Below are 16,106 nucleotides of genomic sequence, written 5' to 3'. Positions count from 1 at the left end.
CCATGGACCTGCACCTGGACGCCGTGACCGTCACCCTGGACGGCCGGCGGCTCGTCCACGACCTGTGCCTCACCGTCGGCCGGGGCGAGACGGTGGGTCTGGTCGGGCCGAACGGCTCCGGCAAGTCCACCGCGCTGCGCTGCGTCTACCGGGCGCTGCGGCCGACCCGGGGGGTGGTCCGCGTCGGCGGGGCCGATCTCGCCACGCTGGCGCTGCGGGACAGCGCCCGCACGGTCGCCGCGCTCACCCAGGACGGCGGCACCGACCTGGACTTCACCGTCGCCGAGGTGGTGGCCCTCGGGCGCGCCCCGCACCTGCGCGGCAACCGGGCCCTCAGCCCGCGCGAACGGGAGCTCTGCGCGGCGGCGATGGCCCGGCTCGGCGTCGACCACCTCGCCGACCGGGGCGTGCTCGGCCTCTCCGGCGGGGAACGGCAGCGGGTCCTGGTGGCCCGCGCGCTGGTCCAGGAACCCGAACTGCTGGTGCTCGACGAACCGACCAACCACCTCGACGTACGGCACCAGATCGAGCTGCTGTCCCTGCTGCGGGGCACCGAGGTCACCGTACTGGTGGTGCTGCACGACCTGAACCTGGCCGCCGCCACCTGCGACCGGATCGGCGTGCTGGCGCACGGCGCGTTGGTCGCCGTCGGCACCCCGTGGGAGGTGCTCACCCCGGAGCTGATCCGGGACGTCTTCGGGGTGGCCGCCACGGTGGTCGCCCACCCGCTCACCGGCGACCCGCAGCTCCTCTACTCCCTGCGCACCCCGCCCGACCTGCCCTGACCCCCGCACCCTGCCCCGTCCTGCCCCGGGTCTGACCTGCCCCGATTCCCGACCCCCGATACGGAGAAACGACTGTGACCTTCCACCCGTCCAGCCGGGCCGCTCTGGCTGCCGGCCTGACCGCCGTCCTGCTGCTCACCGCCTGCGGCGCGGAGGTGACCGACGCCGGTGCCGGGGCCGGCACGGTCACCGTGCCGCGCTGCGGCGAGCAGGTGGAGTACACCACCCCGAAGCGGGCCGTCGTCTACGAGGGCGGCAGCGCCGACAAGCTGTTCGCGCTCGGCCTGACCGCGCACGTGCACGGGTACGTGATGCCGCCGGCCAACCCGCCGGTGACCGGCTCGCCCTGGGCCGCCGAGTACGCCCGGGTGACGTTCCTCAGCGACGACCTGCTCAACAAGGAACTGGTCGTGCACGAGCGGGCGGACCTGGTGGTGGCCGGCTGGAACTCCGGCTTCAGTGACAAGCGCGGCATCACCCCGGAGATCCTCGACTCCCTCGGCATCCAGAGCTTCCTGCACACCGAGTCCTGCTTCAACTATCCGGGCTTCCCGGAGCGGGTCGCCCCGTTCGAGGGGCTCTACACCGACCTGGAGCGGCTCGGCCGGATCTTCGGGGTGCCGGACCGGGCCGCGGACCTGGTCCGCGGCTACCGGCAGCGGGTGGCCGCCGTGACGGCCCAGGCCCCGGCGGAGCGGCTGCCGGTGTTCCTCTACGACTCCGGCACCGACCAGCCGTTCACCGCCGGTCGGCAGGTGCCGCCGACCGACATCATCTCCTTCGCCGGGGGCCGGAACATCTTCGCCGACCTGGACGCCCGGTGGACCCAGGTGAGCTGGGAGGCCGTGGTGCAGGCCCAGCCGGAGGTCATCGTGATCCTCGACTACGGCGACAAGCCGGCGGCGGAGAAGATCGCCTTCCTCCGGTCGTTCCCGACCACGAGGAACCTGCCGGCCGTGGTCAACGACCGGTTCTTCGTCCTCGACTACAACGAGGGGATCTCCAGCCCGCGCAACATCGACGGGCTGGAGAAGTTCGCCCGGTACCTGCGTGACCTCCGCCGCTGACCGCTGTTCCGCCTGGCTGACCGCTGTTCCATCTCCTTGACCAGCGGGTCCGTCACTCGGTACCGTTCGAGGAACGCCGTTCCTATCAACGGAACGGCTTCGGACGACGGAAGTGGGACCGAGTGGGCGGGCAGGAGTCGCGGAGCCGACGGGCGCTCGAAGGGGTCCGGGTGCTCGACGTGTCGACGATCCTGGCGGGTCCGTTGACCTGCCAGATCCTCGGCGACTTCGGCGCCGACGTGATCAAGATCGAGCACCCGCGGCACGGTGACGGCATGCGGGGCCACGGCCTCAGCAAGAACGGCGTCGGTCTCTGGTGGAAGATGATCGGCCGGAACAAGCGGACCGTCGGGCTCTACCTCGGCGACCCGGAGGGTCAGGAGATCTTCCGGGAACTGGTCCGCACCGCCGACGTGGTGGTGGAGAACTTCCGCCCCGGCACCCTGGAACGCTGGGGCCTGGGCTGGGCGGACCTGCGGGCGCTCAACCCCGGGCTGGTCCTGCTGCGGGTCACCGGCTTCGGGCAGACCGGCCCGTACGCCGCCCGGCCCGGGTTCGGCACCCTCGCCGAGTCGATGAGCGGCTTCGCCCACCTCACCGGGATGCCGGACGGGCCGCCGATGCTGCCCGCCTTCGGGCTGGCCGACTCGATCGCCGGGATCACCGGCGCGACGGCGGTGCTGACCGCCCTCTACGCGCGGGCCACCGGCGACGGCACCGGCCAGGAGATCGACCTGGACATCCTGGAACCGATCATGACGGCGGTCGGGCCGAGCGTGATCTACGTCGACCAGCTCGGCGTGGTCCAGCAGCGCACCGGCAACCGGTCGCTGAACAACGCGCCGCGCAACACGTACCAGACCTCCGACGGGCACTGGGTGGCCATCTCCACCTCGGCGAACTCCATCGCCGAACGGGTGCTGACCCTGGTCGGGCACCCCGAGGTGATCGCCGAGGAGTGGTTCGCCACCGGCGCCGGCCGGGCCCGGCACGCCGACCTGCTCGACGGGTACGTGGCCGGCTGGATCGGCGAGCGGACCCGGGACGACGTGATCGAGTCGTTCACCGCCGCCGGGGCCGCCGTGGCCCCGGTGTACGCGCCGGACGAACTCCTGGCCGACCCGCAGGTCCAGGCGCTGGACATGATCACCCAGGTCCCCGACCCGGACCTGGGCCACATCCGGATGCAGAACGTGCTGTTCCGGATGAGCGCCACCCCCGGTGAGATCCGTTTCACCGGACGGGACGTGGGCGCCGACACCGACGAGGTGCTCGGCGGGGAACTGGGCATCAGCGCGGACCGACTCGCCGCGCTGCGAGACCGGGGAGTGCTGCGATGACCGTGGAGACCATCCCGAGCGAGCGGCGGGGCGACGTCCTGCTCGCCGCCGTCGCGGCCGGGGTCCGGGTCTTCGACCTGGGCCGGCCGTTGCGCATCGGCATGCCCCAGTCGCCGAACCACCCGCCGTTCTGGCACACCCTGCCCCGCCGGCACGGGGACAGCTACCGGGCCGACGGGATGTCCGCCGCCAACGACCTGATCTCGCTGGGCACCCACGTCGGCACGCACATCGACGCCCTCGCGCACGTCTCCGTCGACGGTCGGCTGCACGACGGCTCCGACGCGATGCGCGCGCAGACCGGCGGCGGCTTCACCACCGGCGCGATCGACGAACTGCCCCCGCTGGTGGGGCGCGGGGTGCTGCTCGACGTGCCGGCCGCGCTCGGCGTGCCCGCCCTCGACCCGGCGTACGAGATCACCCCCGCCGACCTGGACGCCACCGTCGCCCGGCAGGGCACCCCGGTCGGTCCGGGCGACGTGGTCCTGGTCCGCAGCGGCTGGGGCCGCCGGTACGACGACCGGGAGGCGTACATCGGGCACGCCACCGGGGTACCCGGGGTCGGCGAGGACGGGGCCCGCTGGATCGCCGCCCGGGGCGTCCGGGTGGCCGGCGCGGACACCATCGCGTTCGAACGGCTCGCCGCCGGCAGCGGACACGCCCTGCTGCCCGCGCACCGGGTGCTGCTCGCCGAACACGGCATCAACCTCATCGAGGCGATGGCCCTGGAGGAACTCGCCGAGGCCGGGGTGTGGGAGTTCACCCTGGTGCTGGCCCACCTGAACATCGTCGGCGCGACCGGCAGCCCGGTCCGCCCGCTCGCCGTGGTGGTGTCCGGATGACCGCCACACCGGTCACGGCCACCCTGGGCGGGCAGCTCGCCGACTTCGCCGTGACGTACGGCCCGACCGGCGAGCCGCTGCCCGAACCGGTGGTGCGCAGCGTCGCCCAGCGGGTGCTGGACGTGCTGGGTATCGCGGTCGCCGCCACCACCCTGCCCACCAGCGTCGCCGTGCTCGACCTGGTCGCCGAGCGGGGCGGCCGGCCCGACGCCCGGGTGATCGGGCTGCGGCAGCGGGTGCCGGCCAGCGAGGCGGCGTTCGCGCACGGCGTGCTCGCCCACTCCCTCGACTACGACGACACCCACCTGCCGTCGGTGCTGCACCCCAGCGCCAGCGTGGTCCCGGCGGCCCTCGCTGTCGCCGAGCAGACCCGGGCCACCGGCGCGGAGGTCACCGCCGCCATCGCGGTCGGCCTGGAGATCTGCGTCCGGGTCGGGATGGCCGGGTACGACGCCGCCACCGGGGCGAACCGCTACTTCGAACGGGGCCAGCACGCCACCTCGATGTGCGGGGCGCTCGGCTCGGCCGCCGCCGCCGGCAAGCTGCTCGGTCTCGGGGCCGACGGCGTGCTGCACGCGATGGGCATCGCCGCCAGCATGGCGTCCGGGATCATCGAGGGCAACCGCACCGGCGGCACCGTGAAACGGATGCACTGCGGCTGGGCCGCGCACGCCGGGGTGTACGCGGCGCAGCTCGCCCAGCGCGGGATCACCGGCCCGGCGACCCTGCTGGAGGGCCGCTTCGGCTTCTTCCAGGCGTTCCTCGGCGGCGAGTTCGACGCCGGGGCGGTCATCGACGGGCTGGGACAGCGGTGGGAGGTGCCGGGGATCTTCTTCAAGCCGTACCCGGCGAACCACTTCACCCACGCCGGCATCGACGCGGCGCTGGCGCTGCGCGCGGCCGGCCTGCGCCCCGCCGACGTGGCGAGCGTCGAGCTGGCCGTACCCACCGCCACCGTCCGGACCATCGGCGAGCCGCTCGACGTCAAGCAGGCCCCGGAGACCGGCTACCAGGCGCAGTTCTCCGGTCCGTACACCATCGCGGCGGCCCTGCTCGGCGGCGGCGGTCTCGGTCTCGGCCTGGACGACTTCACCGACGAACTGGCCCGCGACCCGGCCCGGCGGGACCTGATGAGCCGGGTCACCGTGGTCGCCGACCCGCGCTGCGACGCGATCTTCCCGCACCAGTTCCCGGCCGTGCTGCGGGTCCGCACCACCGACGGCCGGCTCCTCGAGGAGGCGGTGCTCGCCAACCGGGGCGGATCGCAGCGCCCGCTCACCGACGACGAGGTCGCCGGCAAGTTCCGCGACAACGCCGGCCGGGTGCTGCCCCCGGAGCGGGTGACCGCGATCGCCCAGGCCGCCCGGACGCTGCCCGACGCCGCCTCGGTGGACGACCTGCTCGACCCGCTGATGTCCGAAAACGGTATTCCGCTGTGAGGAACGACGCCGCTGTCGGCGTACGATCTCGTTCGCCGCGTCTCGTGCCGACGCGGTCGGACGCCGCAGCGGAAGGACTGTCAGTGAGCGAGACCAGCAAGACCATTCTCACCGTGGGTCGTGCGATGGAGGTGCTCACCCTCTTCACCGAGCGCCGGGAGTCCACCCTCGGGGTCACCGAGATATCCAAGGCGCTGGGGCTCTCCAAGGCCGTCGTGCACCGGATCCTGTCGACCCTGCTGGAGAAGGACTACATCCAGATCGAGCCGCAGACCCGCCGGTACGCGCTCGGCCCCGCGGCGCTCAAGCTCGGCCTGACCTACCTCGACGGCATCGACGTACGCCGGATGGCCCAGCCGATCCTGCACGAGCTGGTCACCGCCACCCGGGAGACCTCCACGCTCTCCATCCGCAGCGGCTGGACCCGGGTCTACATCGACCAGGAGACCCCGCCCACCGACATCCGCATGTCGGTGCGGCTCGGCCACCCGTACCCGCTGCACGCCGGCTCGTCGTCGAAGGCGCTGCTGGCCTTCCTCGACCCCGAGGAGCAGGACGCGTACCTGGCCACCGGGCCGTTCGAGCGGCTCACCGACAGCACCATCACCACCCCCGAGCAGCTCCGCGCGGACCTGGACCGGATCCGCGAGCGCGGGTACGCCCGGTCGCTGGGGGAGCGGCAGGCCGACGCCGCCTCGGTGGCCGCCCCGGTCTTCGACCACCGCGGCAAGCCGATCGCGGCGATCAGCGTGTGCGGCCCGCTGCGCCGCTTCGAACCGAAGATCGACGAGGCGGCGGGCGCGCTGCTGGACGGCGTACGACGGCTCTCGGCCCTGCTGGGCCACCGGGAGTCGGAGATCATCGGGCAACGCTCCACGGAGTGACGCCCCGGCGGTGGGGCCGGACGGCCCCACGGGAGGGAACGGCGGTGTCGGTGCCATCCGCGCTCGACCTATCGGGCGACTCGCTGCTCTACGCGGACCCCGACGAGGTGGACCGGCTGCGTGACCCGCTGGTCGCCGCGCAGGTCCGGCTGCTGGCCCGGCACCACCCGCACTACCGCCGGCTCTTCGCGCGCACCGGCGTCGACCCGGAACGGGTACGCGGGGTCGCCGACCTGCCCCGGCTGCCGGTCACCGGCAAACAGGACTTCCTCGGCGACCCCGAATCCTTCCGGCTGACCGCCCCGGCCGACCTGCCGGTCGCCGAACGCACCCTGGCGTACGTCATCTACACCACCGGCACCACCAGCGGCGCGCCCGCCCCGCTCTACGTCACCACCAGCGACGACTGGGGGTACCTGCTGCACGCCCGGCGCTGCGCCCGGCTGCTCGGCCTCGGCGCCGACGAGGTGATCGCGAACCTGTTCCCGCTCACCCCGTTCCCGATGGGCGCCCGGATCCGCGCCGACCGGACGGCGGCGGCGATCGGCGCGACGATCCTGCAGGGCCACACCGGCCGCCCGTCGCCGGACTGGCCGGTGCACCGCCGCCTCGACGAGGCGATCGACCTGGTGGTGGCGCACGGCGCGACCGTGCTCTGGGGGGTGTCCGGGTTCGTCCGCCGGGTGCTGATCCGGGCCGCCGAACGCGGACTGCGACTGCCCACCGTCCGTTGGTGTTTCGTCACCGGCGAGGCGACCAGCGCCGCCGGCCTCGACGACCTGCGGGCCCGGCTGCGCGCGGTGGGCGCGGAGACGGCCCGGATCGCCAACCGGTACGGCTCCACCGAGGGCTGGTCGATGATCGAGTGCGGGGAGGGGCCGGGCTGGCACAACCCCACCCCGGACCTGATCCACCTGGAGACCGTCGACGCGGCCACCGGGGAGCCGGTGCCCGACGGGGAGCCCGGCCTGCTGCTGATCACCCACCTGCGGGCCCGGGGCACCGCCTTCCTCCGGTACGCCGTCGGCGACATCGTCCGGTTGACCCGGCAGCGTTGCGCCTGCGGGCGGACCGCCGAGCGGATCGTCTCCCAGCCGGTGCGGACCAAGGACCTGGTCAAGGTCAACGGCACCCTGGTCAACCTGACCGTGCTCGGGGACGCCCTGGTCGACCTGGCCGGCGTCGCCGAGTACCGGGTGGTCCTCGACCACCGGCGTCCGGGTGACGAACTCTCCGGCGACGGCGTGGTGGTGGAGTTCGCCCCGGTCGCCGGCGCGGACGCCGACACGCTGGTCCCGGCGGTCCGGGCGCGGATCCGCGACCTGACCCACCTCACCCCCGAGGTCCGGGTGGTCGGCGTGGACGACATCTACGACCCGCTGGCCGACGCCAAACCCCGTCGCCTCGTCGACCGCCGCCAGGCCGGCTGACGTCGCCGACCCCGTAGCTGCTCTGGAAAGGTCGTGACAGTGCGTACCGGTGCCATCGACGTGGTCGTGAACCCGTACACCCCCGAGATCGTGGCCGCCCGGCCGGCCTGGTCGAAGGACTTCCTCGGTCGCAAGATCGGTGCCGGGGACCGGCTGCCCGGCACGACGATCGAGGAGTACCTGGCGAAGATGGACCGGGCCGGCATCGACCGGTCCTTCCTGATCGCCGCGAAGCTCGGCCCGGCCACCGACGTCAACAGCTTCCACCTCCAGGTCGAGACGGTCGCCGAGCTGGTCGCCGCGCACCCGGACCGGTTCAGTGGCCTGGTCGGGCTGGACCCGACCGCCGGCATGGCCGAGCTGCGGCACCTGGAACGGGCGGTCACCGAGTACGGGTTCGTCGGCGCGCACTCGTACCCGCACTGGTTCGGGCTGCCCCCGGACCACCGGCGCTACTACCCGATCTACGCCAAGTGCGCCGAGCTGGACGTGCCGATCCAGCTCCAGGTCGGCCACTGCCTGCGGTACGACGACGCCCGGCCGCTGCGCAGCGTCGGCCGGCCGATCACCCTCGACACGGTGGCCTGCGAGTTCCCCGAGTTGAAGCTGGTGGGCATCCACATCGGCTGGCCGTGGACCGAGGAGATGATCGCGGTCGCGTACAAGCACCCCAACGTGTACATCGGGGTCGACGCGTACGCCCCGAAGCACTGGCCGGCCAGCCTGGTGCACTTCATGAACACCTTCGGCCGGGAGAAGGTGCTCTTCGGTACCGACTACCCGGTGATCGACCCGGAACGGGCCATGACGGAGTTCGCCGAGCTGGGCCTGCGACCGGAGTCGGCCACCGCCGTGCTGCGCGACAACGCCCTGCGCCTGTACGGCCTCACCGACTGACCTCGTCCCGCGTGGCTACGGCCCGACCGGCGCAGTCGCTCCGCGCCGGCGGGGTAGGCCCGCCCTGAGCCGCCGGGGTCGGCCCTCCCCGGGCCGGCGGGGGTTCACCGCCGCCGGCGGCCCACCACGGCGAGGACGACCACCGCGACCGCGGCGGCGACACCACCGACCCCGAACGCGGCCATCGGGCCGACCAGGCCGACCAGCACCGCGCCCACGGCCGGGCCGGTGGCCTGGCCGAGCCGGGACGACGCCGACCAGGCGCCGATCAGCATGCCCCGGCCGTCGACCGGCTGCCGGGACACGGCGTGCACGGAGGCGTTGTACGCGCAGCCGACCCCGACGCCGAGGAGCACCACGGCGACCGCGACCACCCACACCGCCGGGGCGGCGGCGGTCAGCAGCAGGGCCGTCGCGCACAACCCGAGCCCGACCTGGGCGGCCTGCCGGTCGGCGGTCCGGCCGGCGAGCACCGCCAGGGCCGCCGAGGCGGCGAGGCTGCCCACGTTGCTGAGCCCGACGAGCAGGCCCCGGCCGGCCAGGGGCACGTCGAAGACCCGGTCCAGGGCCAGCGGGAGCATCGCCGCGGTCGCCGCGGTCATCAGGCCGATGACGACCGTGGTGAGGGTCAGCGCGCCGACCACCGTGCGGAGCGCGCCGGCCCGACGTAGGTCGGCCACCAGCCGGGCGGAGCGTTCGCCGCGCGTCGCCGGCCGCCCGGGGCCGAGCCCGAGTACCCGGATCGTCCCCGGCACCAGCAGCGCGCCCAGCGCGTAGAGCCAGAACGCGCGGCGCGGGTCGCCGAGGCTGGCCACCGCGCCGCCGGCCACCGGGCCGACGGTGGAGGCGGCGGTCAGCACGAAGGTGTTGACGGCCAGGCCGCGTTGCCGGGCCGCGCCGGTGAGCGCCTCGCCGATCACGGTCGGCGGAATGGTCAGCAGGCCGGCGAAGCCGATTCCCTGTACCGCCCGGAGCGCGACGGCCGTGCCGAACGAGTCGACCAGCGCGCAGGCGGTGCCGGCGACGGTGAACAGCAGCAGGCAGCCGAGCGCCACCCGGCCGCGACCGAGCCGGTCGGAGAGGCCGCCCAGGGCCACGGTCAGCGCGATGCCCGGCACCGCGATCACACCCTGGAGGAGCCCGACGGCGGGTTCCGAGACCTGGTACGCGGCGGCGAGTTCCGCCATCGCCGGGGCGAGCGTTCCGTAACCGGTGGCGCCGACGGCGGACAGGGCGGTGACGGTGAGCAGCCCGCCGGTACCGAGCGGAGGGGAAGACGCCACAAGCGGTCCATTCAGCGGAACGATGTTTCGCCGAACGTACCGTAAACCCGAGCACGGGTCTATAACGGCACGTCAGGGCCGTTGACACTGCGGAGAAGCCGGTCCTAGTGTGGAGAAACGCTGTTCCGCTAAGCGGATCGATGTGCGAATCACTTGGGAGAGGGGTGCCGGGATGAGTCCGAAGACGGGAGTTCTCGGCCGGTTCAGAGCCCTGAAGGTTTCTGCTCTGGTCGGGGTGGTGGCCCTCCTGGCTACTGCCTGTAGTTCGTCCAACGGGGACAGTGAGGTGGAGGCGAACACCTCCCCGGGGGCGGCCGGGGCGGACATCGTCGTCGGGGTCGGGGTGATCAACCCCGACCTCGACGCGTTCTCCGCCACCTCCCCGCCACGTTCCTTCTACGCGTACCCGGTCTGGTCGCTGCTGACCCGGGTCGACACCCTCGGCGAGGGCGCCAAGGTGGTGCCCGGCGTCGCCGAGTCGTGGACCCGCGTCAACGACCTGACCTGGGAGTTCGTCCTCCGCAAGGACCTCAAGTTCGCCAACGGCGAACCGGTCGACGCCGCCGCCGTGGTCTACAGCACCAAGTTCATGCTCGACCCGAAGAACGAGGCGAGCATCCGCGGCAAGCTCGGCATCATCAAAGAGGTCGAAGCGGTCAACGACACCACCATCCGGTTCACCATGAGCGCCCCGGAGGCGATCCTGCCCCGGCTGCTCGGCGCGATGCCGATCGTCCCGCCCAAGGAGCACGCGCAGGTGGGCGCGAAGGCGTTCAACGTCAAGCCGATCGGCACCGGCGCGTTCATGGTGGAGAAGTTCGTCCCCGGCAAGGAACTCGTGCTGGTGCCGAACCCCAACTCCGGCCAGGGCAAGGCGCTGCCGGCCTCGATCACCTTCAAGGCGATCCCGGAGGACGCGGCCCGGGTGGCCGCCCTGCGCGCCGGTGACGTCGACATCATCACCAAGGTCCCGATCGACGCCATCAAGTCCCTGGAGTCCGGGGCCTTCACCCTCTACGACGCGGTCGAGCCCCGGACGTACGTGGTGGACCTGTTCACCGACGAAGGTCCGCTGACCGACGTGCGGGTCCGGCAGGCCATCGCGATGTCCCTCGACCTGGACGCGCTGGTGCAGGGCGTGATGGGCGGCAAGGGGCAGGTCGGCCAGGGCCAGTTGGCACCCAGCTTCATGTCCGGCTACTGCCAGGACGTCACCCGGTATCCGTACGACCTGGCCGCGGCCAACAAGCTGATGGCCGACGCCGGGGTCTCCGGCCTCAAGCTGAAGTTCCAGACCTCGCAGGGCTTCATCCTCAACGACACCCTGCTGGCCCAGGCGATCGGCGAGATGGTCAACAAGCTGGACGCGGTCGAGTCGGTGGAGATCGTCCCGATGGAGTTCTCCAACTACCTCGACGTGTACTACAACCGCACCGAGCGGGCCGACTTCTTCGCCTGGGGCATGAGCAGCTCGCCGTTCGTGGACGCCTCGGTGCAGCTGGAGCGGCTGGTCACCGGGTACCCCCAGCACAACATCGGCTACACCAACCCGAAGTACGACGAGTGGTTCGGCAAGCTGCGGTCGGCCGAGGAGGGCACCCCGGAGCGGCAGCAGGCGTTCTGCGAGCTGTCGAAGATCTACAAGGAGGACGTCCCGTCGGTGGCGGTGATGACCATGCCGGACATCTGGGCCAGCTCCGACAAGATCCGGGACTTCAAGGTGGACCAGGCGGGCAACCCGGCCTGGGAGCTGATCACCAAGGTGAAGGACTAGACGGGGTCCGACCGTGACGAAGCTTCTGCGACAGCGGCTCCTCCAGCTGGTCCTGGTCATCCTCGGACTGTCCAGCCTGGTCTTCTTCCTGGTCCGTATCTCCGGTGACCCGGCGGCGGCGATCGCCGGGGCGGACGCGGACCCGGAGACCCTGGCGGCCATCCGCAGCAACCTCGGGCTGAACGAACCGGTGCTGGTCCAGTACGTACGGTTCCTCGGCGACCTGCTGGTGCTCGACTTCGGCGACTCGTACCAGTACCGCAGCGACGCGATGGCGCTGGTACTGGACCGGTTGCCGGCGTCGGCGCTGCTGACCACCATCGCGATGCTCATCGCGGTCGGACTCGGCGTACCGGCCGGGGTGCTCGGTGCCGTGCACCGGGACGGGCTCCTCGGCCGGGCCGTCAACGGCCTCGCCATTCTCGGGCAGAGCGTGCCGAACTTCGTGCTCGGTCTCGTGCTCATCATGATCTTCGCGGTCACCCTGGGCTGGCTGCCCAGCTTCGGCGGGGAGGGGGTGATGAGCCTGATCCTCCCGGCCGTCACCCTCGCCGCCTTCATCTGCGCCCGACAGATGCGGCTGGTGCAGGCGTACACCCTGGAGGAACTCAGCAAGGGCTACGTGCGGACGGCGAACTCGCTCGGCTACAGCACCCGGCGGATCCGCTACCGGCACATCCTGCGCAACGTGACCGTGCCCATGCTCTCCCTCGTCGGCCTGGAACTCGGCCAGTTCATCGCCGGTTCGGTGGTGGTCGAGTCGGTCTTCTCCTGGCCCGGACTGGGCCGGCTGATGGTCGAGTCGGTCACCGCCCGGGACTACCCGGTGCTCCAGGCGGGCGTGTTCGTCATCGGCGTGCTCGTCGTGCTGATCAACTTCATCGTCGACCTGCTCTACCAGGTGGTCGACCCCCGACTCAAGGCGCAGTTGGTGACCCGATGAGCACACTGCTGACCGTCCCCTCCCCGGGCGGGGCCGAACCCGCCGCCGAGGTCGTCCCCGCGCCACGTCGGCGTCGCCGACGCCTGCTGCCGAGACACTTCGGCGCCCGGATCGCGCTCGGTTTCCTGGTGGTCGGCATCCTGGCCGCCGTCTTCGCCCCGGCCATCGCCCCGTACGACCCGAACGAGCAGTCCCTGCTCAACCGGCTCGCCGCACCGTCACTGTTCGGCGGCGAGGGCGCGCACCTGCTCGGTACCGACGAACTCGGCCGGGACCTGCTCAGCCGCGCCATCTACGGCGGCCGGGTCAGCTTCACCGTCGGTTTCGTCGCGGCCACCTTCGCCGGCCTGCTCGGCACCGTGCTCGGCATCGTCGCCGGCTACTACCGGGGCATCGTCGAGTCGGTGATCATGCGGACGGTCGACATCCTCACCGCGTTCCCGTTCCTCATCGTCGCGCTCGCCGTGGTCGCCGTCTTCGGCGCCAAACTGTCGGTGCTGATCATCGTGCTGGTGCTCTGGGAGTGGGTGCCGTTCACCCGGCTCGCCCACGCCAAGACCCTCAACGTGGTCTCCACCGACTACTTCCGGGCGGCCGTCGCCATCGGCCGCCGGGGTGCCGGCATCCTCGCCCGGCACGTGCTGCCCAACATCGCCGGCCCGCTCATCGTCGTCTGGACGTTCGTGGTGGCCCGGTCCATCGTCATCGAGAGTTCGCTCAGCTTCCTCGGACTCGGGGTGCCACCGCCCACCGCCACCTGGGGCGGGATGCTGAGCGCCAGCCGCGGCTACCTCGACACCGCCTGGTGGATCCCGCTGGTCCCCGGCGTCGCCATCACCCTGGTCGTGTTGAGCGTCAACGTCGTCGGCGACTGGCTGAGTGAGAGGTGGGATCCGCATGGCCGGCGCTGACGCCGTACCGCTGCTCGAGGTCGAGGGACTCGACGTCACCTTCGACACCCCCCGGGGGCCGGTGCACGCCGTCCGGGGAGCCACCTGGTCGGTACGCCAGGGCGAGACCCTGGTGGTGCTCGGCGAGTCCGGTTCCGGCAAGAGCGTCTCGCTGCACGCCGTCGCCGGGCTGCTGCCGGCCAACGGTTACACCGCCGGCCGGGTCCGCTTCCAGGGCCGCGACGTGCTCGGCCTGCGTGGCGCGCAACTGCGCCGGTTCTGCGCCGAGAACTACGGCATGGTCTTCCAGGACCCGATGAGCTCGCTGGACCCCAGCTTCACCGTCGGCGACCAGATCGCCGAGATCCTGCGGGTGCACCGGGGCGCGTCGGCGAAGGACGCCTGGGCGCGGGCCGTCGACCTGCTCGGCGTGGTCCGGATCGACGATCCGCCCCGCCGGGCCAAGCAGTACCCGCACGAACTTTCCGGCGGCATGCGCCAGCGCGTCATGATCGCCATGGCGATCGCCCTGGACCCGCCGCTCTTCCTCGCCGACGAGCCGACCACCGCGCTGGACACCAGCGTCCGGGGCGCGGTGCTGGAGACCATGATCGAACTGCGGGACCGGTTGTCGATGGGGGTCGTCCTGATCACCCACGACATCGGGGTGGCGGCGGCCGTCGCCGACCGGGTCGCCGTCATGTACGCCGGCCGGGTCGTCGAGTACGGCACCGCCGAGCAGGTGCTGCACCAGCCCGGCCACCCGTACACCGCCGCGCTGCTCGGCTCGCTGCCCCGGCTGCGCCGGCTGCGGTCCACGCTGACCGCCATCCCCGGCGCGCCGCCCAACGCGGCCCGGCTGCCGGCCGGCTGCTCCTTCCACCCCCGGTGCCGGTTCGCCACCGACCGCTGCGCGGAGGAACTGCCGCTCCTGCAACCCACCGGCGCCGGCCAGGTCGCGGCCTGCCACTGGACCGACCGGCTGACCGCCGACGGTGACCTCGGCTACTGGCGCGACGGCGGCGAACCGCTGGTCGACGCCCGCACCGCCGACCCGGAACCGTTCGTGGTGGTCGAGAACCTGGTCAAGGAGTACCCGCTCGGCTCCGGCCGCAAGGCCCGGGTACTGCGGGCGGTCGACGACGTCTCCTTCACCATTCCCAAGGGCACCACCCTCGGCCTGGTGGGGGAGTCCGGCTCCGGCAAGTCCACCACCGCGATGATCATGTCCGGGCTGCTCGCCCCCACCTCCGGCCGGGTGGTCATCGGCGGCGTCGACATCGCCCGGCTCTCCGGCAAGGCCATGCGGGACGTCCGCCGCGACCTCCAGGTGGTCTTCCAGGACCCGTACTCCTCGATGGACCCCCGGATGACCATCGGGCAGATCGTCGACGAGCCGCTGCTGGTGCACAAACGCGGGTCCAAAGCCGAACGGCGGGACCGGGTCACCGAACTGCTCGACCTGGTCGGACTGGACGGCGACTACGCCGGACGCTTCCCGCACCAGCTCTCCGGCGGACAGGCCCAGCGGGTCGCCATCGCCCGCGCGCTCGCCCTGGAACCCGCGCTGGTGGTGCTGGACGAACCGGTCGCCGCCCTGGACCTGTCCATCCAGGCGCAGATCCTCAACCTGCTGCGCGACCTCCAGGCCCGGCTCGGCCTGACGTACCTGTTCATCGGGCACGACCTGGCCGCGGTGGCGTACATCTCCGACCGGGTGGCGGTGATGTCCACCGGGAAGATCGTCGAACTGGACCAGGTCGACGCGATCTACCAGCGGCCGTCGGCGGCGTACACCCGGCAGCTCCTCGACGCGGTGCTCGACCCGGAGACCGACCTCGGCCGGTACCGGGACCGCCCGACGACCCGCAAGGAGGAGCCGTGCGTCCCCTCGGTCCCGGCGACGCCCTGATCGTCATCGACGTGCAACGCAAGTACGTCACCGGACCGCTGGCCGTCCCGGACGCCGCCGGGCTGGTCGACCGGATCGCCCGGTTCGCCGGGGCGGCCCGCGCCCGGGACGTACCGCTGGTCTGGGTGACCCGCGAGCTGCGCCCCGGCGTGTCGATGGGTACCGCCACCACCGCCGCGTACGGCGCTACGGTCGACGACCTGTTCCGGTCACCCGCCGCCGACCTGCACCCCGGCCTCGGCGCGCGCGACGACGAGATCCGGGTGGTCAAGCCCCGCCAGTCGGCGTTCTACGGCACCGACCTGGACGTGGTGCTGCGCACCCTGGGCGCGGACCGGGTGGTGCTCACCGGGGTCACCACCAACATCTGCGTCCAGGCCACCGCCCAGGACGCCCGTGCCCGGGACCTCGACGTGCTGGTGGTCGCCGACCTGACCGCCGCGCTCCCGGTCACCGCCGCCGGCTTCGAACTGTCGGCGGAGGAGGTACAGCGGGCCACCCTGGCCACCCTGGCGCACGCCGTCGGCACCGTCCGCCCCGCCGCCACCGTCCTGTCCGGCTGCTGAGCGTGCCCGCCGCCGTGCTGTCCGGTCCGCTCGGCCTACCCGCCGTCCGGCCCG

Annotated in this window: 14 protein-coding genes; 13 read left to right on the top strand and 1 reads right to left on the bottom strand. The window is 72.5% G+C overall.

The features are described 5' to 3' along the window. Positions 1-2: 2 nt before the first annotated feature. From PVK37_RS22920 to PVK37_RS22885, 8 genes are all read left to right on the top strand, one after another. Positions 3-785 carry an ABC transporter ATP-binding protein gene (locus tag PVK37_RS22920; protein ID WP_275029749.1) on the top strand — a complete coding sequence of 261 codons (783 nt, stop codon included), beginning with the start codon at positions 3-5 and terminating at the stop codon, positions 783-785. A gap of 74 nt (positions 786-859) precedes the next feature. After that, positions 860-1,852, top strand: coding sequence for an ABC transporter substrate-binding protein (locus tag PVK37_RS22915; protein WP_275029748.1), 993 nt, complete (start codon positions 860-862; stop codon positions 1,850-1,852). Positions 1,853-1,974: 122 nt separating this feature from the next. After that, positions 1,975-3,192, top strand: a complete 1,218-nt coding sequence (locus PVK37_RS22910; protein WP_275029746.1) for a CaiB/BaiF CoA transferase family protein — start codon at positions 1,975-1,977, stop codon at positions 3,190-3,192. Then, positions 3,189-4,034 carry a cyclase family protein gene (locus tag PVK37_RS22905; protein WP_275029744.1) on the top strand — a complete coding sequence of 282 codons (846 nt, stop codon included), beginning with the start codon at positions 3,189-3,191 and terminating at the stop codon, positions 4,032-4,034. Before PVK37_RS22910 ends, PVK37_RS22905 begins: the two co-directional genes overlap by 4 nt. Further along, positions 4,031-5,473 (top strand): MmgE/PrpD family protein, encoded by a 1,443-nt coding sequence (locus PVK37_RS22900; protein ID WP_275029743.1) that lies wholly within the window; start codon positions 4,031-4,033, stop codon positions 5,471-5,473. Before PVK37_RS22905 ends, PVK37_RS22900 begins: the two co-directional genes overlap by 4 nt. 83 nt (positions 5,474-5,556) lie before the next feature. Then, positions 5,557-6,357, top strand: a complete 801-nt coding sequence (locus tag PVK37_RS22895) for an IclR family transcriptional regulator (RefSeq protein WP_275029742.1) — start codon at positions 5,557-5,559, stop codon at positions 6,355-6,357. A 44-nt stretch (positions 6,358-6,401) separates the two neighbouring features. Beyond that, entirely contained in the window at positions 6,402-7,787 is a 1,386-nt protein-coding gene (locus PVK37_RS22890) for a phenylacetate--CoA ligase family protein (protein ID WP_275029741.1), read from the top strand. A 33-nt stretch (positions 7,788-7,820) separates the two neighbouring features. Next, complete coding sequence (locus PVK37_RS22885; RefSeq protein WP_275029740.1) at positions 7,821-8,684, top strand: amidohydrolase family protein; 864 nt, start codon at positions 7,821-7,823, stop codon at positions 8,682-8,684. A 104-nt stretch (positions 8,685-8,788) separates the two neighbouring features. Here PVK37_RS22885 and PVK37_RS22880 read toward each other — a convergent pair whose 3' ends face one another. Next, positions 8,789-9,967, bottom strand: coding sequence for an MFS transporter (locus PVK37_RS22880; RefSeq protein ID WP_275029739.1), 1,179 nt, complete (start codon positions 9,965-9,967; stop codon positions 8,789-8,791). Positions 9,968-10,139: 172 nt separating this feature from the next. Here PVK37_RS22880 and PVK37_RS22875 point away from each other — a divergent pair, with 172 nt between their 5' ends. Genes PVK37_RS22875 through PVK37_RS22855 form a run of 5 tightly spaced genes read left to right on the top strand, consistent with a single transcriptional unit; the run spans position 10,140 to position 16,052 of the window. Then, positions 10,140-11,741, top strand: coding sequence for an ABC transporter substrate-binding protein (locus PVK37_RS22875; protein WP_275029738.1), 1,602 nt, complete (start codon positions 10,140-10,142; stop codon positions 11,739-11,741). 13 nt (positions 11,742-11,754) lie between these two features. Then, positions 11,755-12,684, top strand: a complete 930-nt coding sequence (locus PVK37_RS22870; RefSeq protein ID WP_275029737.1) for an ABC transporter permease — start codon at positions 11,755-11,757, stop codon at positions 12,682-12,684. Beyond that, positions 12,681-13,595, top strand: a complete 915-nt coding sequence (locus tag PVK37_RS22865; RefSeq protein ID WP_275029736.1) for an ABC transporter permease — start codon at positions 12,681-12,683, stop codon at positions 13,593-13,595. The genes PVK37_RS22870 and PVK37_RS22865 overlap by 4 nt, the downstream gene beginning before the upstream one ends. After that, positions 13,582-15,486 (top strand): dipeptide ABC transporter ATP-binding protein, encoded by a 1,905-nt coding sequence (locus PVK37_RS22860; RefSeq protein ID WP_275029734.1) that lies wholly within the window; start codon positions 13,582-13,584, stop codon positions 15,484-15,486. Before PVK37_RS22865 ends, PVK37_RS22860 begins: the two co-directional genes overlap by 14 nt. Continuing rightward, positions 15,456-16,052: a cysteine hydrolase family protein gene (locus tag PVK37_RS22855; protein WP_275029733.1), complete on the top strand. Its 597-nt coding sequence runs from the start codon at positions 15,456-15,458 to the stop codon at positions 16,050-16,052. The genes PVK37_RS22860 and PVK37_RS22855 overlap by 31 nt, the downstream gene beginning before the upstream one ends. Positions 16,053-16,106: the final 54 nt, after the last annotated feature.

Origin of the sequence: Micromonospora cathayae, assembly GCF_028993575.1 — a bacterium.
Lineage (GTDB): Bacteria > Actinomycetota > Actinomycetes > Mycobacteriales > Micromonosporaceae > Micromonospora > Micromonospora cathayae.
The sequence above is the reverse complement of the archived record's forward strand: the minus strand, read 5'-3'. Positions and strand labels throughout refer to the sequence as shown.